Here is a 22,007-nt window from a genome sequence, read left to right on the forward strand (position 1 = left end):
ACATTAAGCAGTATAATAATTTTTACTCTTATTGTCCAAGTTCATTTAGGGGCTAAATAGAAATTACGTGAATTAGCACCATTCCTAGTATATTCGTTTGCTAAAAAAACAATTTTCTTAACACTTGAGCTAGGGACTGATTCGTATGGATTAAAATAAATCGGGCAATAATCTCCCTTAAACGCAGTGGTTGCCTCTTCACATTTTAACAAGTTGGCATATTCCTCTGCTAAACTAACCACTTCTTGGTCTGCATCAGCAGCATCTAATAATAGTCTGTACATGATTATCAATTGGTTAATAAATACATTGGGTTTACTAGGACTGATTCTTTGAATTATTTCATTAGGTATCTTCTTAAAATATTCTAACTGATGATTTAAAAAATCATTATTTACTTCTCCAAAATCATTCACTAGATTTTTGTATGTATTTACGCTATCAACAAAAAAATATCCTACTAGCCTGTATGTCACTGGCTCAATGTATTTCATTGCATAATCATTTATATATCTTTCAACCCATTTTCTTATAAACTTAGAATTTGTATTTATCCAGTAATTCCTACTTCCATTTTTGAGAATTAACTTAGTTAGTTTTGTGTAATCGTTGTCCAACGGATAATTTATTAAAGCAGAAAAAAATTCCTCATTTTTATAATCAATAAATCTTTTTTGATCATGTTTAAAATAGTGAGATACCAAGTATTTTTCATATCGTTTTATATTTTGGATATTGATATACTTATGTTTCAGTTGTTTATAAAGTTCACGAAAAAGATCATTTACGTACATTTGATATGAAAAAAGACCAGTAGACAACCCTTTATCATATATTTTTATTATCGTTGTTTTTAGCGACTTAGGTAGCTTGCCTTTATCCACCATTAATTCCTCATACATCGCTAAATTATGTAACCTTACACACATTTCCCAATTGATTTCTTTAATATTAATATCTCAACTTTCGCAGAGTGAAAATTAACTTTAAGCCTTAATGGTATTGCTTAATTTACGAATTCAATAGGTTCCTTGACAAATAACTAATAAAATGAAAAACACCTTTCCTGTCTGGTATAGTGGATTTGACTATAAAACACTACCAACAGAAGAGGTGTCTCCTTTATGATAGCGAATCAAGATCAACTTAGGCAACTACCAAATGAAATAAAATCAACTTTTCGTGAATTGAATGTGTCTAAGCATTTATCTGATGCCGGAATTAAAAAGTCTTTTGGCTATTCATGTCTCTATTTGTTTCGACTTGTCTTTTGCTTAATCTTTCAACAGAAGAATTGGTTTCGACTGCTTGAAAGCAAGAAGTCTGATACTTTACCCGCCAAAGATGCTGTCTATCGCTTTTTAAACTATTCAAGGTTTGCGTGGCGCAAATTCTTACTCTCGCTCAGTGTTTCAACAATTAAAAAGGTAAGTGACTTAACAAGCCACCATCGCCCAAAAGTGCTCATTGTCGATGATTCCATGTTTGAACGTAATCGCAGTAAAAAAGTAGAACTGCTTGCACGCTGTTTCGATCACTCTTCACATAAAATGCGCTTTTATAAAGGTTTTCGGATGTTAACACTGGGTTGGTCAGATGGGGCAACATTTATGCCGTTGGATTTCTCTCTTTTAAGTTCAAAGAATGCTCAAATTAACGGTGTCTCACCATCAATTGATAAGCGAACTTCTGGTTATAAACGTCGCATTGAAGCTTTGAAGTCTGCACCAGAAGTAGTGACAGATATGGTTCAGCGCGCTCTTTCTGCAGGTGTCGATGCCTCCTATGTGCTTATGGATACTTGGTTTACACAACAACCCTTAATCAAATCCATTGTCGAACAAGGTTTTGATGTCATTGGCATGGTGAAAGCAACGAACCAACGTTATCTTGTAAACGACAAGCGTTTTGACTTGAAAGGGTTATATCGTCTGGCCACTCCTATAACAGGGAGTAAGGGCATTCTGCGTTCTATTCATACGACAATGGCTAATGGGATTCATGTAAAGGTTGTTTTTGTTCAAAATCGCAATAGGAAAAGTGAATGGTTGGCAATCTTGAGCACAGACTGTTCATTGTCTGAAAAAGAGATTGTCCGCATTTACGGTATGCGCTGGGACATCGAGGTCTTTTTCAAAACAACAAAATCGCTATTGAAACTCCAAAAGGAATTTCAAGGTAGGTCTTATGATCTGTTGATTAGTCACACAACGATTGTGTTTTCAAGGTATATTTTACTGTCTTGGCAAAACCGTTGTAGTATGGATAATCGGACACTTGGTGGCATGTTCTACGAACTTTGTGATGAAATTGACGAACTAGATTGGGCTGTGGCTCTTCAGCAACTCATCGAGCTTCTTGACGATGCCTTGAAACAAACGAACAACCGGATCAAAAAATTAATTAAAGATCAACTCCGGCAATGGATTGCAGGCCTACCTAGTTATATCAAGGCTTACCTGCCTAATTTGTGCTGCGAAAGTTGAGTTAATATCTTTCAAATTAATAATAAGAAAGTAAAATGCTATTTGTTTTCCACCGATTTGCTTGTCAAGTCCTTTTTTATGCTTTTCAAAAAATAAAACCAGCTCTTCCCGAAGAATCTCACATTTTGATTGAGATATTAATTCTTGAATTTCATTGAAAAATACATCAATTTTCCTCAATTATACCATCCCCTTCTGTCAAGGCTTGGTTCATCTTTTGTTCTATCATTAGAGTGCCATCCATTATCTCGTCTTCAGTCGGGTTATAATAAACATAAGTTGAGGTAATCGACTTATGCCTCATGTATCGGCTAACCTCTTCCAAAGTTAAGTTTAATTCATTTATCAGATACATTGCGTAACCATGTCTAAATCTGTGGCTCAAATTTGTTTTTTTAGATATTTTGTCTGTATGTATACTTAACTTTTTAAAAAATTTTCTTAACCAATCATTCCAGCCAGAGGAAGTTAATGGTGATCCATTTTTGCTTAAGAATAAATAATAATTCTTCTCATTCGAATCAATGGAGTCTGCTATCGAGTTTTGTAACATGTTACTGATTACCTTATCAGATATATTGAATAAATCCCTACTCTTGAAAATGTAATTATCAATTTTATTCTTTAATCCCACCGGGATTACAATTTTCTGTACTCCACGTTCCCTATAAATCGCTGTCTTATAGTCATTTTTACTCGTTGGGTGTATACTATTTTTGGCAAACTGATGGGGTTGATCACTCAGCCTATTTCGAATGATAATTACTCCCGCATTTTCGTAATCAGCATGCTCTTTAATATCTTCTAAAGTCAGACCCAACACTTCACCTAAACGAAGTCCTTTGAGATACATAAGATCAATTATCACTTCATTTCTTAGGTTCAACAAAGTTGGGTTCGACTCTAAATTTAGTTTTATTGCCTTATATTCCTCAAGCGTTATAAACTTTGGTACTTTATCTATTCTCTTTCTGGAAATACTTGAGTTATACTTATTCTCTTTTCTTTTTTCCGTATGACCAAAAAGACCAAAAGTACTCTTGTCAATCCCCACTACTGTGGATTCGAAGATACTTTTGTCTGTAAGACCCAAATGGGCATAATATTTTCTTATTGTAGCCATATAAACGTTATGTGTATTAATTGACCTACTTGTTTTCAATTGCCATGTTTCTTGCAAACCATTAATACTTTGTCCTAAAATAAATCTTGAAAAATCAGCAAACTCTTTTTTAGTGAATTGCGATATATCCTTTGGTACAATTTCTGAAAATGAATATAATAGCTTTAAAGCTTGAGCTGACTGCAATCTGGCATTAAACGAGTCATACTGACAAATAAAATTTATAAAATAAAACACTTCCTGGATAGGTTTTCCGTTAGAACTTATTAGTAATAAGTATTTATTTGAATTTCGCTTTTTTGTAATGATTTGAAGGTTAACAGTCTTAATGTTATCACCATCTAAGGTTACTAAATAGGCCGTTGTTGAAGTATTTTTTAATTCTTTAATCTTTTTCATTAATATAATCACTTCCACTCTCATCATCCAAGGTTAAATTTAAGGTAATTCTAAAGGAAAATGCTTATAGGTTGGATAGTTTTACTTCTTACTATGATTTGCAAATTCGAAGGTAATTTTACCTTCTTTTAATCTTAGATAAGCATTAAAACGTTTCCCTTTTTTAGATTTCATTCCTTTGATCATACTAGTCTTCCCTTCAGTACATAAGTCTTTAATATTTTTTTCCGTCAGCTTTTTGCCCAATATCTGCCCTGGAAAAGTTTGCTTACAACCGTTTTCGTGTTCGGAACACCGATAATACGTCTTTCTTTGAATGATGTTCCCTTTTTTACAAGTAGGACAAGCTGCGATTTTATTATTCTTTTGTGTCATTGCTATACTTTGATCCAGCTTTTTGACATTCAGTTGTTGAGGAGTTTCTTGGATTAATTTTTCTAGGAATCTTGCAATGCTAGAAATGAAGTGATTAGGTTTTCCTTCGCCATTCCCTATCTTTTTTAAGTATGCTTCCCATTTTGCGGTCATTGAAGGACTGGAAAGAAGGTTACCTTGTATAGATTGACAGAGGATTTCACCTTTTTTAGTTACACTAACAATATTTTTATTAACATTGATATAGCCGTGTCTTTTAATGGTTTCGATAATACCGCTTCGAGTTGCCTCGGTACCTAATCCTTCAACTTCTTTTAATATTTCCATTTCCTCTTCATTTTCTATATTCTTACCACATGTTTTCATCATATTAATTAATTGACCTTCAGTATAGGGCTTAGGAGGTTTTGTCATTCCTTTTTTCATTTGTATAACCCCTGACACCTTTTCATTTTCTTCCAGAATAGGTATTTGAATTTCTTCGTCTTTTTTCTTAACTGTTTGCTGTTGGGCGTGTGTAAATAGCTCTTTCCAACCTTTGCTAATTTCTGTCTTTCCGGTAGATTCAAAATCAAGCTTATTTACATCAGTGATGATTTTTGTTTCTTCGTAAATATAATTCGAATGAAACATAGCCAGAGTTGTTTTTAAAATTTCAAAATATAAATTTCGTTCCTGATTAGACAATCCTTGTATCTTTTTTACAGTCGGAATGGTCTTAGTTGGTATAATGGCATAGTGCTCTTGAACCTTAGTATTATCTACATATCGCTTATTGGCTCTTTTCGAAGCTATTGGAAATGAAACACCTGCAATTTCTTGATAACGCTCCACATTCGCGCTAAGATAAGCAAATTCATTGGTCGTAATGAATTGAGTATCTGTTCGGGGATAAGTAACTAATTTCTTCTCATATAAGCCCTGTACAGTCTTTAATACATTGGCAGGGCTATACTTCCACTTTCTATTTGCAACAGCTTGTAAGGTGGAAAGCGCGTGTAATTTGGGTGGTTTAATGTGCTTTTCTTTTTTGTTTATTGATTTTACGAAACCTTCATTTCGCTCCAAAATATTATGCTGTTTCATTAGTGCTTGGACTTCTTCTATTTTTTCACTTTTAATTTTTGCTTTTCCTTTATACATGCCATTTTTGGCGGTAAAGCTTCCTTCAATTTCATAGAAAGGTGTAGAAACAAATTGTTCTATTTCTTTTTGACGTTGATAAATAAGGTATACTGTGGGAGACTGTACCCGTCCAATCGAGAGACTGTCATTAAACCCCTTTTGTTGTAAGAGGAGGGTAAATAACCGGCTTCCGTTCATTCCAACAAGCCAATCACTTATTTGACGTGTCTTTGCTTCGTAATAAAGTAATAAGTCTTTTTTGTTATCTTGAAGATTATTGAATCCTTTCCTTATTTCATCAACCTCTAGTGAATTGATCCATAATCGTTTAATTTCCTTATTTTTTGCTCCAGTCATGTAGTAGGATGAATAAAAAATATTGGACCCCTCGCGGTCCGAATCACACCCGTTTACAATTGTTCTAATGCTAGAGTCATTGAATAGCTGTTTAATAAAGTTGAACTGCTCTCTCTTATCGTAAGACACCTTATACTCATAGTAGTTTGGCAGAATCGGTAAAGAGGACAAATTCCAAGTTGCCCACTCTTTTCGATATTCTTTTGGTTCTTTCAATTCTACTAAATGTCCAATTCCCCACGTGATAATTGCTCCAGTGGGAAACGTTTGACACGGATTTAATTCAATATGTGTTTTGTGACGTTTTTTTATAGAAAAAGCATCAGCATAGGCTTTGGCTTGCGAAGGTTTTTCGGCAAATATCGCTATATTGCTCATCTCGTTCCTTCCCTTCAAATTATTCTATCTTTGAAAAGAAGAAACATAATAAAACATGTTTCTTCTGTGTGTATCTATTAATATAAAATAAATTTTCATGCTTAATCTAATACCTCTTAATAATCTCCATCCAGAGGAACTGGTGAGGCATCATTATATGGTAATCTATAATGTTATCACCATAGTGTAAATTAACCTATAGATTTACCCTCATCACAACCTCATTAATAACTTCTTGTAATTTTTCTAACGATACTACAAACCACTCTTTGGGAACTAACATCTTCCCATTTGGTCCTTGTATCAATACATCTAAATTATAGTTTGCTAGCGCATGATGCATTGTTGTTTCAAATTTTCTGCCATTCATGTTGTATACTTGATATGTGGTAACAATTTCAACTGGAGCGTAAAGGTATGTTGATTCATTCTCAGCGTTACTAATCCTCTTTTCCACTGAATCTTTTGTAAAGCCAACTTTATATAAATCTTTTATAGAGGCTATTTGTGGATTAGTACTTAAAGATCTCAGCACGTAAATAAATCCTGTCGAAATATCATCTTCCCTAACGTGATCCAATAACGTATCTTCATTGTCAGTAACTCGTCTACCGTGTTTATAAAGTTCTGCAGCTAGTGAACGGAGTAACATATCTGATTCTGTTCCATTTTCAAAAATACAATGAAGCCTAGCATTTGTTTTACCCTTAATTTTTTTACGTTCTCCGACACTTTCCACAAAAAGGAGTACCCCTTTTAGGATATAAAAACTATTAGGGTGAATGTCTTGTTCATTTTTAAAAGGCACTATTTTTCTTTTACCTTCTGTAATTTCTTTTTGGCACTTCTTAAATAATAGCTCATACTCATCAAAATTCTTTATTTTCTTTCGTTTCGCAACATACTCAGGCATTGTGGTAACCTTAGGTAGCGTGCTTGTATCAAAAATAGAAGAAGCCAGATCATCTCCCAGTAATTCAGAAGAACCGCTATTTAAGATATCCTCTATTGAAGAAATTTTAGGTATCTTGGTTTCTCCTGGATTTTTATCAAATAAACCTATATCATCATACTGCTTCAAATATTCCATGCGTTCAGGGTTCTTTCGAATTCCAATTAACCTACTAGCTAGTCTTCTTTCAGCTAAGTCAGTTGGAACCTTTTCAGGTTCTCGGCCATTTTCTTTAACAAAATCTACTATCTCTAAAAACCTTTCTGCTTCAAGATCATATTGAACTTTAGGTGCGCTTTTGGACGGTGCTGTGATTTCGTCAAATAGAGAGCTTTCTATTATTTCATCAATTGAACGATACCTATTTGCCACTATCACGTTTCCTCCTTAACTCTTGCATATAAATTACTGCTTCACCCATACGTTTTTCAATAGGATCGGAAGATTTCGCATCGGGGCGTCTTCCTGTTGACTGATAAAACTCTTCGACTTTAGGCCAAATATAGACTAGCTCATCTTCATCAAATGAAATGCGCTTAGCGTCAATAGATTCTTGAATCAACTTTAGAACTGGCGAATTCAGTTCTTTAGATAAAACCTCAAAAGCTTTTTGGAATGGATTAATTGAATCAATAAGATTAATATGTAAATCTTCTATATTAATAAACTTATCTGCCATTCGTATAAACTCTCTACTTCCAACGACTTCCGATTTTGCACCTTTCATCACCGTATCTACGACAATATGTTGCCTTACTTCCTCAATTTCATCATCTGATAAATTAGGGTAAGTTTTTTGAATTACTTTTGGAATCAATACTTTATTTAAAACTTCTGGTTCAACATCACCTGTAAATGTTTTTTGAACTTGAGGATCTTGAAAGATTTTTGCTTTTAAATCAGTGATATCATTTTCAATAATCTTTCTGACATTCTCTGTTGACGGTTCTTTTAATCCCCTAACATACATTTCCCCTGCTGTGGATTGCTCAGTTTCACTTCTTCTCCGTTTAAATTTAAAGTCAGGTGTAAGTACTTGTTCCATTAATAGAGACGCAGAAATAGCTTTAAGCATTGTATTAACCGTGTATGTTACTTCTTCATCTTGTGCATCCGGCTGTGCAATAAGGTTAGTGAACTTAGCAGAGGTCTTATTGTAACTGTCACGGGTACAGCGTCCAATAATTTGTACAATCTCTGTAAGTGAGCCGCGATATCCAACTGTTAGAGTATGTTCACAGAACGGCCAATCGAATCCTTCTTTAGCCATTCCAAGAGCTATAATAATATCTAAGTCCTCTAATTTTGAAATATTTCTCAAATACTCGACAACCTTTTCTCTTTCAGCCTGGTCATCAACTAAATCAGCAATCTTCAATATTTTTCCGTCAGTATGCCGTTTAACATGGATGATTCCAGTTACATCATCCTGATAATCCACTTCACCAATGATATCGATAATCCTATTCACTTCATCGTATTTATCTTTTGTTGATTCACCAGAATTAACATTAGGAATATGAATGATTGTTTTCAGATTCGTATCTAAAACTTCGCCTATTGCTGAAGTGTACTTGCCTTGATAAAAATGATATCCTATTCCAAAACTCTTTAAATACTCATAGCCATCAAGTTGCTCATAATATGTGTATGTAACTTTTTCGAACTGTTCTTCTTCTTGTGGAGAAAGAATTGGAACAGAATCTCCCCTAAAATATGAACCGGTCATAGCTACAATATGTGCTGATGAATTACGAATAACATTACGAAGCACTTCACCTAAGCGTGAGTTTGTATCTGCCGAAACATGATGAAACTCATCAATTGCTAATAAGCAATTATCAAAAACTTTATCATCTAACTTTTCATATGCAAACCGTAAAGTCGAATGAGTACACACTAATATTTCATCATCAGATTCCATGAAACGAACAAAAGCATTTACCTTTGAACTGTCTCCACCTGCAGTTGTCAAATTATTTCTAGGATCAATTCTCCAGTCTGCAAAGAATCCATAACTTTTTAATTCTGTATTCTTAAAAGAGGAACCAATGGAACGTTCAGGAACAGCAACTATAACTTTCTTCAAACCTTGATTAATCAATTTATCTAAACCAATAAACATTAACGCTCTCGATTTCCCTGAAGCTGGTGGAGCTTTAACTAATAAGTACTGAGAGTTACGCTTTTCAAATGCCCTTGCTTGCATCTCACGCATACCATATTCATTTATCAACTTACTTTGGCCTGTTTGATTATATTTAATCTCTACCAAGTTCTCCATATTTCCACCTACTCTCCAGTCATTTCCTGATACATATTAAGAAGTAAACTTAAGCGTTCCTCATCATTTTCAAAACCTCTTTGTCGATAAGCCCGATCTACAATTCCATCTAATTCTTCATGTGCTTCCTTTAAATCCAATGGCATAGTTAAAGGATTATATAATTCTGCGAGTGTTCCTCCCATTTCTTCCCTAATATCAATTATTTTAAGAACTACTTCTATAATTCTATTTTTTCTAGTTGTTGATAATTCAGGAAGTGGGAATGTATTATAACACAGCCCAGCTGAGTAATTATATCGAGTTTCTAATCTACCACCTACTGCCTTAACCCATGTCATATGCATTCTAGACATCAAAATTCCAAGCAGATAAATATCGGCATCATAAATTGCGTAAACTCGATTTGATAAAACTGTATCTGCACCAACTAATCCCATGGGGATATAAAATCTATTTTCTGAAGAAACAGCCGGAATAACAATTGAATATTTGTTTGCCTCATGTGTATCTCTGAACTTCCATGGTGTTAATGCAAGTTTATTCGTTCCTTTATCCTTCGATTTTTCCCTGTGTTGTTTTGTAATTGAAATTCTTTTTTGAACTAAAGGAATAGATTTTATCTCTTCATATTTTTCCTTGTTAAGCCATAGACAATATCTTAAACCACCATTTATAAACTCATCCGAACCTATAAATTTTTTAAAATAAGGAACTAATTGAGGGTACTGATTGATTGCATCTGCATATTCAGTAATAGTAAAGAGTAACCCACCACCATCGTTGGGCATATTACCAAACCTAAGCCTTGGTAAATTCGAAATTGGTTTACTTTTAGTAGATACAAGTATATTTTCACCATCTGTTAGATAAGGGCTAATATTAGAAACTAGCTTTTTAGTGCCGTCAATAAACAAGTATTTATTTTTTTTAGAATTAATTGGACCAAAACCGATAATTACAACAGTTACTCCAGCATTTCCTATAGCATTATTCGACCACTTAAATGATGTGTAAGCAAAATTAATTTCGATATTAAATTTAAATAGCTGATTCCATAAAGTAAAAACTTGTTCTCCATGAGTAATTGAATTGGTAGAAACAAAAGCTACTTTTGCGTTTGTTGTTTGTGAATATTTTGCACCCAAGAAGAACCAAGCTGATATATAGTCCAGCATTTTTCCGTTTTTTACATTTTTAAATATGGTAAGCATATCAGCTTTATGTTCTTTGTTTTGTTTTTTAGACCCAAGATAAGGTGGATTACCAAAAACATAAACTTCCTCAGACTCTTGCACAGGGCAAACATCCAACCAATCAACTTTAATAGCATTTGCACAACGTATATCTCCAGCAGATTGTAGTGGAAGTGTTGCACGGACTTTATCACCAAATATTTCCTCTAATTCTATATTCATTTGATGCTCGGCAATCCAGAGCGATAACTTGGCTACATCATGTGCAAATTCATCAACTTCAATTCCATAAAATTGACCAAGTGTCACTGAAGGAAGGTACATTAAATTTTCCGTCAATTCTCTCTTTCGTAACAAAATCTTGATTTCTAAGCGTCTAAGTTCTTTGTAAGTTATAATTAGGAAATTTCCAGAGCCACATGCCGGATCAAAGAACTTTATTTTTCCAATTCTATCATATAAAATATCTAACTTTTCTACGCTATCGTACGCTTGTTCAAATGCCTTATTTAAATCATCTAAAAACAACGGTTTAATCACTTTCATTATGTTAGGGACACTTGTATAATGCATACCTAAATGACTACGACTTTCATCTGTGGCAATGGCTTGAATCATTGAGCCAAATATATCAGGATTTATTTTTGCCCAATTTAGCAATTCACCAGAATCAATTATAAGTTTTCTAGACTTTGCTGAAAATGTTAACTCTTTGTGTGGTTCAGAAAATAATTGTCCATTTACGTAAGGAAATTCTTGTAAATAGCTAGGCACATCCACTCTTTCTTTTGTATCTAAAACTACAAATAAATCTGTGAAGAATTTATTAAGATCTGATCCATCTGTTCTTGTTAATGTTTTTATTGCATTAGTAAAACTACCTCTTTTAAATATTCCTGTATCTTCCGCAAACAAACAGAATAATAAACGCATAAAGAAAATATCTATCCCATTTTTAGTATCTATGAGATTATTTTCTTTTTTTACAATATCGTATATTCTAGCAAAACGTCCCGCTGCTTTAATATCAGCGTGACTTTCTTTTTCGAAATCAACCTTTTCAATACCCTTCCACGCTAAAAAGAAACTAAAATGCTGAGGGAGTTGCTCAAACTTTATATCTAAAGCTTCTTGTGTTTTTGTGTCTTTCACTAGTATCCCATCAAAATCTGTAACTATGAGATAGCGTGGCTTGGCAGATAACTCAGCTACTTGCTGTTCTATATCCACAAAGCCATCAAAAATATTCCCCTTGCCCACTTCCTTAAACCATACCTTATTCTTTAAATGAACTTCTCCTGCTCTCTTTGCAAGATTGAGATTTCCATTTTTTAAACGGGTAATTGTTGCCCGGGGAGTATCATACACATCAAGCAAATCATATAAAAAATCCGAATGATCTTCCCTTTGTACTATTTCGACAATCCTATCCTCATAATCTATAATTGACATTTTACCCTTCCTCCATTGAATTACTATGCTGACTCTAGTAAATATATAAAAGCTCTAATTTTCATAGTTAATAATTTTTCCTAGGCAACTATTTATAATAATACCTGAACACATTATATTTTTACACATTTTTATAACTGCCCATAACTTCCCGATCGCAATCTGTAGCCACGATGATTTCGCTTGCCTTCATTAATAACTTCTTAACCACATTAAACTGCTTCCGTTTATCTTTAGCTACTTGGAACTTAAATTGTTTAGGCAATATTGGCAAAGTATCCAATGACCACTTTTTCCATTCTTCTTTATATTCTTCAGGCGGAGCCAATTCAACTAAATGCCCAAACCCCCAAGTAATTACCGCTTTTTGACCATTAAAAAAACGATTATCATTCACTTCAATGTAACCATCTTTTCTAATCGTATTTTTAAAAACATCTGAATATGCTTTAGCTTGGCTCGGCTTTTCTGATAAAATTAATACGTATCCCAAAATAGTTTCTCCTTTCACATTATATTTTACAATTTTTTAATCGACACAAAGCAAATTTACCATCCACCTTAATGAATTCTCGTTCAGGATAGCAACGTTTTAAATATTCTATTGCATTTTCTTCAACCTCCTTATCTGTACGAGTTTTGAAAACCCATTCAGGTAAAAGTACCTTATACAACGGCAAAAGATCATACATGCAATTACCCCCAATTAGTAATAAATAGCAAAGGCTATAGCACCAAAAACAAATAAAAAAAACAGAAGTGTTAAACTCCTAATAAAGAAGAGTTCACTTCTGTTTTTAAATACACTTATTATCATCCTAAACATTCACTAGACACCTAACTCTCGCTCTTGCCTCATCTTCTCATGTTGTAATCTTCTTTGTCGCCTTAACCTATCTAAATCCAACCCTCTCTTTTTTAACCTTTTCCTTGATTTACTAACCATATCTTTTGTCAATTCACTTTCACGTTCTAACATAAATATAGCATCACCTAAATCAAGAGTTCTTTCTCGATAAGAAACATTTGATTGTTCCATGAGTGTTCGTTGAACAATTTGCAAATCATTAATACTGAACTTCCCACCCTCTTTTACCCTTCTAAAAGCTTCAATCACTTCCTCTTGTTCCTGTAATTTATGCTCTAAACTTAAATGTTTTTTAATTTCATTATACTCTTGTTGATGTATCATTACGGTTCCTCCTTTTTAGTTGTTGAATTCTTTTATAAAAAAAGAAAAACCCCTGATACTATAACTTGTAGATGGGGTTCTCAATTCATATCAATCATATCCTTCCATCATTCGATCATACTCGTCCATGTGACGTTCTCGTTGATAGTCATGATATGATTTTCGCATGGCATTTTTTAAACGTAGAACAGCAAAATAAATTTCTCTACTAGAATTTAATTTCTTGAAATATTCATTTTTACGATGATTTATAGAAGGTTTTGTTTTTGTATTTTTTCGAGCTTGGTTATTGCTTGAAGAAAACCGATTACGTCTTTCCAATGTGACAATATCTCTCATTTCTGTCAGTACAGCATTACCCATTCTCTTCTTTAAGTCATCTAATTTTGTCTTTTTGTATTGGTCATGCCTACTATCTTCTCCAAATAGCCTTCTTGAAATTTGCACTTGTTTGTCTAATAACTCATTAAGCTCCTTCATTTCCTTTTTATGATAAGTGTCTAAATATATCTCAACTATTTCATCTATATACGGTCTTGCGTTGTTTATTGATTGATAGCCATATTTCCATTGCCTTAAATCATTTGGCAACAATAACATCGCCTTCATGAATAATTCCTTTGTACGTTCATCTGCTGACAATTTAATTTGTTCTTCTTTTTTAAAATGAACAGTACCACGAATAAGTTCATCAATTTTATTGAAATCATGCTTCCGATCTAATATCTGATTCGCCACAGTAGACTTCATGCGATCGAGTGAACTTTGCTTTCTCTTTGCTTTATATTGTTCCTTCCACTCATTGTGTTCTTTATCATAAAATCTTACCTTCTCTCTCGTAGGTTTCGGCTCAACTGTTGCTACATGGACATGAATGTTATCGGTATTATAATGGATAGAAGCCGACCAAACAGCCGACTCATTCATACCCTCTCTTTTCAACATTTCATCTACAGCACTTCTTACCACGGATTTTATTTTATGTTCTTGGAGAGTATTTGTTTCTGAATTGTATAATCCTTGTTCTTCCAGCCAGTCATTATCAAAACTGATAACATCTTGCCACAACGGTGAACCATTTTCTTGTGCTTGCTTGAAATTTTCTTTGAGTTTCTTCTTTTCAACTTCGGATAAAACATCTTTATCAGATGTAAACAAAGCCCCTTGTTTTTTTTCATCCCCCATATATTCCATGTAAGTATGGTACAAACTAAAATCATCTTTCTTACTACTGTTAGGGTTAATTTCTAAGTTTCTTTTAGCATCTTTTCGATCAATGTATTTTATATAATCATTATAATCTTTTGCATTGGGCATCACGAATTTGCTTTTTAGAACAACAGCAGGAGTTGACATTTAAACTCACCCACTTGCAACATTTTTTCTTCCAACTTCTTTATCTATTTTTCGTTGCCTTCTTTCAGAGATAATTTTTTTAACTACATGTTCAGCTTCAATAAGTGCATCAGTTTTCACTTTATCCGTTGTCGCAATAGCATCGAATTCATGGATGAAGAAATAGTGATTCCAAAATTCAAGCATCATTTTAGTTTCTCGATCTACGACATTACTTGTCACCCTTATTTTATTTAAAACCTCCATTACATCCTTCATTTTTTCATCTAAGAGTTCAGATAGAGTTTTGATAAAAAATTGATGCTCTTCTTCTTTATTTTTGTAAAAATGATGAATTGCTAAATCAACAATTTCAGATTTTGATTTTGCTTCGTTCACAGAAAGTTTATTAATTTTTTCTATCGTTTCTTCACGTAACATAAAATTTTTCCTTTGCTTATTACTCACCCACAATCATTCCTTTGTATAATTTTTTCATTAATATTGTTTTTTACTCATCCATTCACAAGGTCAACATTATCAATTGGAATACGGGTTTCCGATGATATAAAGGAAAGCAAATTTTCCATCTTATCATCCATGTCTTTCGTTCGTCTATGAATCATTAAAACAACCTTTTTAATATCTGTTAAATTGTCATCAATCCTTCGTTGTTCATCTCTCAATGCACTTGATGAACCAACTCTCTCAAGATATATTTTCAAAAACTCTTGACGAGACATTCCTTTTTTATTAGCCAGTTCATCTATATATTTGATTAAACTTTTATCAACATTTCTTATACGAACCTCCAAACTACGCACTCCCCTTTTCGATATATTCACTCAACATTTCCAACTCTACATCCATTACTAATGCAAATAATTTAACCATCTTACTATATTTTTCTTCCATGTTAATTAACAACTCAAAATTTCTTTCAAGCAAATCCCTTACATCATCCATCACTAAATCGAACTCTCTTTTTTGTTCTTCCAAGAGATCAATAATTGATATTACTTCAAATTGTTCTCGTAAAAATTCCTCCCTCGACATTCCATTTTCTTTTGCAATTCGATCTATTTTTTTTACGATAACTGGACTAACACCCCGTACAAGAACATCCATATTTAACAACCTCCTACATCATCTGTGACAGTATTGTATTGAAAATATCTGTTATGCACAGATATTGATTGAAAGAGCATAAGGGAAAAATGCTAACACGTTACGTGTTAGACTAGGCAGAGCCTAGTTTTTCGATGGGAACAGATTTTTTGAGTATTACACACCTTTTGAGTAAAATTCTCGATAGTTTATTGTATATTAATTATCAAAATGTAATGTTTATGCATTGTTTTATGCTTTTACACAGCATATACACACTCAAAAATACTAAAAAAAGAGCGAAATTCATTCGCTCTTTTTGTTTTCCTTTACTTCTTTTGAGGACTTATCGGACTTATTTTTCTCTTTGTTTTTCTCCTTATTGTCCTCTACTTTTTCTGATTCGCTTTTACTTTTTTCATTTTTCACCTCATCTTTCCTGTCAGATTTCTGATTTACAGACTCCGTATTTTTTTCAATATCTTCTTCACCTTTCTCATGAGAACCGCTAACAGTCTCTAATTTTTGAAGTAATTTTTCTCTCTTCTCCATTAACTTTTTAACAGCATTCTCCAATTCACCCTGTTCCTTTTTAGCTTCTTCAATAGCTTCCTGTTTGGAACGTATCTCGATTTCAGACTCTTGTTTTTCCTCTTCCGTTTGATATTCTAAATCAGAATTGATCCTTTCAATTTCCTTTGCAAGTGACTTTACTAACTCTTTTTGTAATGGAATTTTTTCATCGGAAATAACTTTAATTTGTTTGTCTATCTCTTTTATTTCACGCTGGATATTTTCAGCTTGATAACCAATTGCATCTTTTAATATTAGGTTAGAGTTGATTTTTATTTTACGATAATCCCCTATAAGAATTTTTTCCGATGGCTTAGGGAGTTTAAGTTTTTCTTCCCCGTCATCCTGATCAAGTGAACCCTCTATTTCAATAGTTCTCTCCCTTGCTTCGCTTTCTAGGATTTTTTTATCTCGGTGTTCAAATACAAACAGACCAATAATACGATATGTTTCAGGAACATTTTTTATTTGAACAACAATGTTTGTATCGTCTTTGTAAACGACTTTAACCGGAAATCCTTCCGGTTTATCTCTTTCTTTTGCAGAAAAAGTGAACGTTGGTTTAACAATATCAGAACCCGTGTGAATCGTTTCAATACTCACTTCCATCAACTCTTTTTCGGGATTGTATTCCCACCTGTTCAATTTTAATGTTGTCTGATCTAACCCAACTATTTCCGTATTAAATGGTGTTTGCATGATTGGTTCGTCATCATACATCCACAATTTTGACGTAAAAAAAACAACCAATAAAACGGTTGTGACAATTAAAAAAATGAGATAAAACTTGTTTTCAGTTCCGCTATTTATTTTTAGTTTCAAACATAACCACTCCCTTTCACTTGCTTTTATTTCTTACCCATCACCGGTTTCAGGTACGGCATTGGGTCAACCGGTTTATTATTTATCCTTACTTCAAAATGCAGGTGAGCCCCTTTTGAATCACCCGTGTTACCTATTTTCCCGATGACTTGTCCAGCTTTCACCTTTGTTCCTACAGGTATACCTTTTTCCAACATGTGACCATATAAAGTACTTACCCCATTACCATGATCAATCACGACAACATAGCCATAACCACCATATCCACTGCCTCGTTGACCAAAAGTGGAGACCACAACTTTTCCTTCCATAAAGGCTACAATTGGTTTTCCTGTATCGTTACCCCCTGCTATATCAATTCCGTTATGATTTGTTCCCCATCTCGGGCCAAAGCCCGAAGTAATGTTTTTCGTATGAGGAACCGGCCAAGCTTTGTTCCCTACAACAACACCACTTCCATGATTACCTAAGTGATCAACAGCTACCAAATTACTTTTATAAGCACTCATATAATGCTTTACATCACTGAGATATTTGGAAGAAGCATTGTATCTTAATATGGCTCCATCAATTGTTCCAGTTGCTTTATAACTGGCAGATAAATAGTTCGCCATACCAAAAATGGCATCTTCTAAATCCCACATATCTGCCTTTCCATCACCATTGGCATCTACCCCATAACCGCCATATTTTTTAATTAAAGTAGGATTACTTTTATCCGCCTGGGGGATGTTTCCTTTCCCTAAACCTCCACAAGATGGATGACCCCATCCGACCCAAGTGCATGGCATAAACTGTGCATGTCCTTCTGCACCAACATAACTTATCATTGGATTAATTGTAGAAAAAACTGTCTCCACTCGGTGAATAGCCGCAAGAAGTTCCCAATCTAAGTTATATTTTTGTGCCGCTTTTTGATAAAGAGGAATATATTGTTTTGGAACCTCATTAACCGCAAAATTCCCTGTTCCACCCCATGTATAATCTCCACCTTCACTATCTGTATTTGTATTACTCCCTGCCCCTGCAATACCAACAATGATTAATAGGAGAATAAAAAAAAGGAGGATAATCAATCCTCCTACAAAGCCAATGGCTCCTGCAACCGCTACGGCTACTTTTGCTGTTAGCATGGATGTTGCTTTTTTTGCTAAATCTACTACTCTCATGGAATCTGAAACTCCTTGATGGTTAATTGATCCTTGGTCACCTGAAATGAAACATAAAATAATCCGGCTTCTTCTTTCAATGTGTAGCCACCACTAATGACTTCCCATTGAGCAAAAACGCCAATTTTTATTTCATTTTCACTGGATGACTTTACACCGAAAACTTCATCTTCTGTTATGAAAATATCAAACTGTTCATCCTCAAATGAATCAATATCTTCCTCTATTTTTTCAAGATAAGTGCCGGGCGCTTTTTTCTTCCAAACAGACAAGTCGCTTTCTTTTTTTACCCATAAATCCACAATCTGTCGCGCCTGATCTTTGGCTTTTTTAAACTTTTCCTTACCATGTTTTTTAATATAGGCTTCTTCTATTTTCTTGACTTCTTCCTGATCTTGTCCACTGGTTTGAGCTTTTTGATAGCCTTCTCCTTTGATGTCTCCCATGGAAGGCTCATCTAAACCAATGCCTTCATCTGTATCTCCCTCATCGTCCTCATAATCATCATTTTCTACAGGATTTGGGGAGAAGTCTGGTTCCAATATGTCGTCCTCCACGTCCAACTCATTTACTTCTTGGACATTTTCAAAAGGATTTTCAACATCTTCTTTTTTATCACCAAAAAAACTATAGATTGATATACCTATAACCAAAAATCCCACAATCAACAAAAATATATATTTAAAAAGGATAGTACGATCCATTTACATACCCCCTCTAAATAGTGCTAATTCTTCATCAGATGCTTCAATTCCGAGCATAATGTTTCCCAGTCCACTAATACTTAACAAACAATCCCCTTGCTGAAATAAAGGAATTTGAGCCAATTCAGACTCGGACATTTGCCCCTCAAATATTGCTCTCAAAGCATCTAATGTATTAGAATCTTGTTGCATAATGAACTTGTATTGCGTGAGTTCAAACAGCGTTCTGATCTTTGTTACTGTTTCGGTATCCGAATGATCAGGAACGAAGTCTCTTATTGATTGACTTGCGAATAAAAGCCCTCCAAAGTATTTTCGGGCTTCCCTTGCAAAGTCTGTTAGAAATGAAACAGCCAACATATTTTCAGAGTTAATTAAACGATGCGACTCATCAATAACAACCAATAAACGAATTACATCATCTTCATCAAAGTTCTCATCCTCATATAACGCTCTCATTTGTGGCGCACCAATTTGAATCAAGTTATCCCAAATTAAATTAAGAGCATTATACATTTGAGCATTAAACACACCTTTTTCTAATCCAGTCAGGTTACGGATGGAAAAGAAAATCACTTGTTCATTGGTAAAGTCAGGAATTGTTGTGTGACCATTGAACAAGTGAGAATAGCTGTTTACTAGGTTATCAATAACCAATTCAATTTTTTCTAATCGATCAATTCTTGAAGCAGATAATTCAGGTCGTATCACCCTTAGTTGCGGATTTTCATACAAAACATCTTGTATATAAGCTAGGAAGTCACTAAAAATTGGATATTCTTCATTAGGTAATCCAGTAACACCAGTGGTATAAATCCTTTCTAAAAATCCCATGTTTTCATAAAAATTACGCAACACTTTTTTGAATTCCTCCAATTCTTCTGATGAAGGATTTCCTGCTAAAAATTGATAGAATGTGGTTACTTTTGAAATATGTTGCATAAAACTAAGTTCTTCATCTTTTATCGGATCATCGTTTTCTTCGATTTTATAAATTTGTAAGGGATTGATGATCCCTTGGGAACCATCCAAGCTAATACTATGCCCTGTCAAAGCGCCTACCAGTGTTTCAAACTCACCGGTTACATCAAAACCACGAATAAAATTTCCTCTTGATGCATTATCCATTACTAGCTTTTTTAAGGTCGTAGACTTACCAGCCCCCATCGTTCCTACAACAACGCCGTTATAGAAACGCCTTTTTTTATCTTTGTGAAATAAATCAAACAAGACATTACCACCAGTAAAACTTGTTCCTAAGTAACTACCTTTTGGGTCATTTAACTCCGAATAATGAAAAGGTAAACCTGATGCCAAACTCATTGCAGGAAGTCCTTTCCCTTCACGGTAATTCGGGAATTTTTGTTGATGATCATACGACAAAAATAATGATTGCCATTCCCAACTAGTTTCGTTCAGGAATACAGCACCTTTAAAACCACGGGAATTTAATTCTGAAATGACAGTTTCAATTTTTCGCTCCAATTCAACAATTGTTGGTGCATGAACGAATAGGCGTAAGTGTATTAGCTTTACCACTTCGCCCATTTGTGAAATCTCTTGATAGAGTCTTTCCATCTCTTGATAGTTGGATTGTGCATCCATTCGTTCTGATTCCTGTTTTGCACTTCTAAATCGTACGTTATGCTCTAACATGCTCTTGTTAATGGAACTAACTGCTTCATCTTTATCCATAGTAGCTATATCATTTACCACAATCACATCACGCATAGACATAATTTGTTCTAACCATAACTCATTGACTGTTGTTGGATAATCATAGATATGGATACACGCTTCGTATCCATCCCCTTTTTGAATGTACTTATCCTTAAAACTAACTCCACCTTGTGGTTGAATAGCAATCAGAAAATCATCATCCCGTTTTTGTTTCAACCTTTTTTCTTCCAGCAATTCTTCTTCCTTTTTTTTCTTTTTCATTACTTTTAGCATTAAAAATACCCCCTATAACTTTGTGTTTGGATTGTTTAACATAAACAATACATCCTCTTTTTTTTCGATAGATAATTCTTTTAATGGGAAAGACTGTTGCATGCCTCTTATAATTTGTTTTTTACGCTCTTCCAACTGATGTACATTATCGGCATAAACAAAAAGAAAGAACTCTCTATTAGTTCTTTCTTTCTCCAAAAATTCAAGTTCAAAAAGTTTACGATCAATAAATTTTAATCGCAAAGGGTCATCTGTTCTCTCTCTTTTCTTCCGCCAATATGCTTTTTGTTTTTCAGTATTAGAAGGAAAATTCATCGCAACTTCTTTTATAGACTCAAAATAACTTCTAAAAAAACGACTTCGTGCCATTAATAAAAACTTCAAATCCTCATCATTTCTCGAATAGAGGTCTTTAGATTCAATTTGAAATATATCCATGACTCCATCTTTTAAAAGAATATAATCGTCATGAATTTGAAGAAAAGGAAGAATTGAAGGCGTTTGGCGAAGCAACTTAGCCTTCTTACCTTTATCCTCTAACTCTTGCTTCTTCTTTTTTTCCTGTTTCTTTTGCTTTAACTTTTGAATAAAACCCCTTTTTTTAGTGTTACTATTCTCGTTATACTTTGGCACAATGATAGGCTTTATCGCTTCCTTTTTTTCCTCTTGATTAACCATGTCTAAACTTCCCCCTTCCTATTGTTCTCTCTATTTAACTGAATTAACTTTTCGTTATTTTTCCTGTCGTGATCTAAGGCATGATAAGTCTGCTTATCACGCTTAAAGAACAAAATAATTGACATATAATTTCTAAGGGTAGGATTATTACTTGAAGGCATCACCAACCATAGCAATAATCCTGTAGCAATCACCATAAATGGTATTGCAAGTACAGTATGAACCATGTCTTTTAAAAAAGTAAAAATAGAAAAGAAGCCAATCAATAAAATGACTAGCTCCTTCATTTCCAATCCCATCAATTTGGGCTTGGATTTTATTTCTTTTGGAATTTCATAATTTCCCAA

Annotated in this window: 21 protein-coding genes; 1 reads left to right on the forward strand and 20 read right to left on the reverse strand. The window is 33.9% G+C overall.

What is annotated here, in order from left to right:
• Window positions 1-41: 41 nt before the first annotated feature.
• Complete coding sequence (locus tag FS666_RS12120) at window positions 42-884, reverse strand: hypothetical protein (RefSeq protein WP_186364538.1); 843 nt, start codon at window positions 882-884, stop codon at window positions 42-44.
• A gap of 240 nt (window positions 885-1,124) precedes the next feature.
• Here FS666_RS12120 and FS666_RS12125 point away from each other — a divergent pair, with 240 nt between their 5' ends.
• On the forward strand, window positions 1,125-2,486 hold the full coding sequence (locus tag FS666_RS12125) for an IS4 family transposase (protein WP_144460370.1): 1,362 nt from the start codon (window positions 1,125-1,127) through the stop codon (window positions 2,484-2,486).
• Here the strand turns inward: FS666_RS12125 and FS666_RS12130 are convergent.
• The 19 genes from FS666_RS12130 to FS666_RS12220 all read right to left on the reverse strand — a co-directional run bounded on the left by FS666_RS12130 (window position 2,436) and on the right by FS666_RS12220 (window position 22,007).
• Window positions 2,436-2,666, reverse strand: a complete 231-nt coding sequence (locus FS666_RS12130) for a hypothetical protein (protein WP_144460369.1) — start codon at window positions 2,664-2,666, stop codon at window positions 2,436-2,438. The genes FS666_RS12125 and FS666_RS12130 overlap by 51 nt on opposite strands.
• Complete coding sequence (locus tag FS666_RS12135; protein ID WP_186306526.1) at window positions 2,653-4,026, reverse strand: tyrosine-type recombinase/integrase; 1,374 nt, start codon at window positions 4,024-4,026, stop codon at window positions 2,653-2,655. The genes FS666_RS12130 and FS666_RS12135 overlap by 14 nt, the downstream gene beginning before the upstream one ends.
• A gap of 63 nt (window positions 4,027-4,089) precedes the next feature.
• Window positions 4,090-6,243: a type IA DNA topoisomerase gene (locus FS666_RS12140; RefSeq protein ID WP_144460365.1), complete on the reverse strand. Its 2,154-nt coding sequence runs from the start codon at window positions 6,241-6,243 to the stop codon at window positions 4,090-4,092.
• Window positions 6,244-6,439: 196 nt separating this feature from the next.
• Window positions 6,440-7,570 carry a GIY-YIG nuclease family protein gene (locus FS666_RS12145; RefSeq protein WP_144460471.1) on the reverse strand — a complete coding sequence of 377 codons (1,131 nt, stop codon included), beginning with the start codon at window positions 7,568-7,570 and terminating at the stop codon, window positions 6,440-6,442.
• Window positions 7,557-9,479, reverse strand: a complete 1,923-nt coding sequence (locus FS666_RS12150; protein WP_144460363.1) for a DEAD/DEAH box helicase — start codon at window positions 9,477-9,479, stop codon at window positions 7,557-7,559. Before FS666_RS12150 ends, FS666_RS12145 begins: the two co-directional genes overlap by 14 nt.
• An 8-nt stretch (window positions 9,480-9,487) precedes the next feature.
• The gene (locus FS666_RS12155; protein WP_144460362.1) at window positions 9,488-12,127 is read right to left on the reverse strand and encodes a class I SAM-dependent DNA methyltransferase; all 2,640 of its coding nucleotides are present in this window, start codon (window positions 12,125-12,127) and stop codon (window positions 9,488-9,490) included.
• Between the two features lie 121 nt (window positions 12,128-12,248).
• The gene (locus FS666_RS12160) at window positions 12,249-12,620 is read right to left on the reverse strand and encodes a toprim domain-containing protein (protein ID WP_144460360.1); all 372 of its coding nucleotides are present in this window, start codon (window positions 12,618-12,620) and stop codon (window positions 12,249-12,251) included.
• 19 nt (window positions 12,621-12,639) lie between these two features.
• The gene (locus FS666_RS12165) at window positions 12,640-12,819 is read right to left on the reverse strand and encodes a hypothetical protein (RefSeq protein ID WP_144460359.1); all 180 of its coding nucleotides are present in this window, start codon (window positions 12,817-12,819) and stop codon (window positions 12,640-12,642) included.
• 137 nt (window positions 12,820-12,956) lie between these two features.
• A complete protein-coding gene (locus FS666_RS12170) occupies window positions 12,957-13,319 on the reverse strand; it encodes a hypothetical protein (protein WP_144460357.1) in 363 nt (120 codons plus the stop codon).
• A gap of 90 nt (window positions 13,320-13,409) precedes the next feature.
• Window positions 13,410-14,675 carry a MobP2 family relaxase gene (mobP2, locus tag FS666_RS12175; RefSeq protein ID WP_144460355.1) on the reverse strand — a complete coding sequence of 422 codons (1,266 nt, stop codon included), beginning with the start codon at window positions 14,673-14,675 and terminating at the stop codon, window positions 13,410-13,412.
• 6 nt (window positions 14,676-14,681) lie between these two features.
• Window positions 14,682-15,095 (reverse strand): hypothetical protein, encoded by a 414-nt coding sequence (locus FS666_RS12180; RefSeq protein ID WP_144567927.1) that lies wholly within the window; start codon window positions 15,093-15,095, stop codon window positions 14,682-14,684.
• 74 nt (window positions 15,096-15,169) lie between these two features.
• Window positions 15,170-15,469: a hypothetical protein gene (locus FS666_RS12185; RefSeq protein WP_144460351.1), complete on the reverse strand. Its 300-nt coding sequence runs from the start codon at window positions 15,467-15,469 to the stop codon at window positions 15,170-15,172.
• A 1-nt stretch (window position 15,470) separates the two neighbouring features.
• A complete protein-coding gene (locus tag FS666_RS12190) occupies window positions 15,471-15,782 on the reverse strand; it encodes a hypothetical protein (RefSeq protein ID WP_144460349.1) in 312 nt (103 codons plus the stop codon).
• A gap of 285 nt (window positions 15,783-16,067) precedes the next feature.
• The gene (locus FS666_RS12195; RefSeq protein ID WP_144460347.1) at window positions 16,068-17,156 is read right to left on the reverse strand and encodes a coiled-coil domain-containing protein; all 1,089 of its coding nucleotides are present in this window, start codon (window positions 17,154-17,156) and stop codon (window positions 16,068-16,070) included.
• 26 nt (window positions 17,157-17,182) lie between these two features.
• Entirely contained in the window at window positions 17,183-18,325 is a 1,143-nt protein-coding gene (locus FS666_RS12200) for a peptidoglycan DD-metalloendopeptidase family protein (protein ID WP_144460345.1), read from the reverse strand.
• A complete protein-coding gene (locus FS666_RS12205; protein ID WP_144460343.1) occupies window positions 18,322-18,996 on the reverse strand; it encodes a hypothetical protein in 675 nt (224 codons plus the stop codon). Before FS666_RS12205 ends, FS666_RS12200 begins: the two co-directional genes overlap by 4 nt.
• A gap of 33 nt (window positions 18,997-19,029) precedes the next feature.
• Window positions 19,030-20,982: a VirB4 family type IV secretion system protein gene (locus FS666_RS12210; RefSeq protein WP_186306525.1), complete on the reverse strand. Its 1,953-nt coding sequence runs from the start codon at window positions 20,980-20,982 to the stop codon at window positions 19,030-19,032.
• Window positions 20,983-20,994: 12 nt separating this feature from the next.
• Window positions 20,995-21,660 (reverse strand): TraC-like domain-containing protein, encoded by a 666-nt coding sequence (locus FS666_RS12215; protein WP_244943904.1) that lies wholly within the window; start codon window positions 21,658-21,660, stop codon window positions 20,995-20,997.
• A 2-nt stretch (window positions 21,661-21,662) separates the two neighbouring features.
• A complete protein-coding gene (locus tag FS666_RS12220; RefSeq protein ID WP_244943905.1) occupies window positions 21,663-22,007 on the reverse strand; it encodes a DUF5592 family protein in 345 nt (114 codons plus the stop codon).

Origin of the sequence: Siminovitchia fortis, assembly GCF_007681465.1 — a bacterium.
GTDB classification, from domain to species: Bacteria; Bacillota; Bacilli; order Bacillales; family Bacillaceae_C; genus Siminovitchia; species Siminovitchia fortis.

Bases quoted from the DNA above. Each gene is read 5' to 3' on its own strand.
- mobP2 (WP_144460355.1), bottom strand. From the start codon at position 14,675: ATGTCAACTCCTGCTGTTGTTCTAAAAAGCAAATTCGTGATGCCCAAT.
- FS666_RS12165 (WP_144460359.1), bottom strand. From the start codon at position 12,819: ATGTATGATCTTTTGCCGTTGTATAAGGTACTTTTACCTGAATGGGTT.
- FS666_RS12125 (WP_144460370.1), top strand. From the start codon at position 1,125: ATGATAGCGAATCAAGATCAACTTAGGCAACTACCAAATGAAATAAAA.
- FS666_RS12180 (WP_144567927.1), bottom strand. From the start codon at position 15,095: ATGTTACGTGAAGAAACGATAGAAAAAATTAATAAACTTTCTGTGAAC.
- FS666_RS12170 (WP_144460357.1), bottom strand. From the start codon at position 13,319: ATGATACATCAACAAGAGTATAATGAAATTAAAAAACATTTAAGTTTA.
- FS666_RS12140 (WP_144460365.1), bottom strand. From the start codon at position 6,243: ATGAGCAATATAGCGATATTTGCCGAAAAACCTTCGCAAGCCAAAGCC.
- FS666_RS12190 (WP_144460349.1), bottom strand. From the start codon at position 15,782: ATGGATGTTCTTGTACGGGGTGTTAGTCCAGTTATCGTAAAAAAAATA.
- FS666_RS12210 (WP_186306525.1), bottom strand. From the start codon at position 20,982: ATGCTAAAAGTAATGAAAAAGAAAAAAAAGGAAGAAGAATTGCTGGAA.
- FS666_RS12155 (WP_144460362.1), bottom strand. From the start codon at position 12,127: ATGTCAATTATAGATTATGAGGATAGGATTGTCGAAATAGTACAAAGG.
- FS666_RS12150 (WP_144460363.1), bottom strand. From the start codon at position 9,479: ATGGAGAACTTGGTAGAGATTAAATATAATCAAACAGGCCAAAGTAAG.
- FS666_RS12200 (WP_144460345.1), bottom strand. From the start codon at position 18,325: ATGAGAGTAGTAGATTTAGCAAAAAAAGCAACATCCATGCTAACAGCA.
- FS666_RS12215 (WP_244943904.1), bottom strand. From the start codon at position 21,660: ATGGTTAATCAAGAGGAAAAAAAGGAAGCGATAAAGCCTATCATTGTG.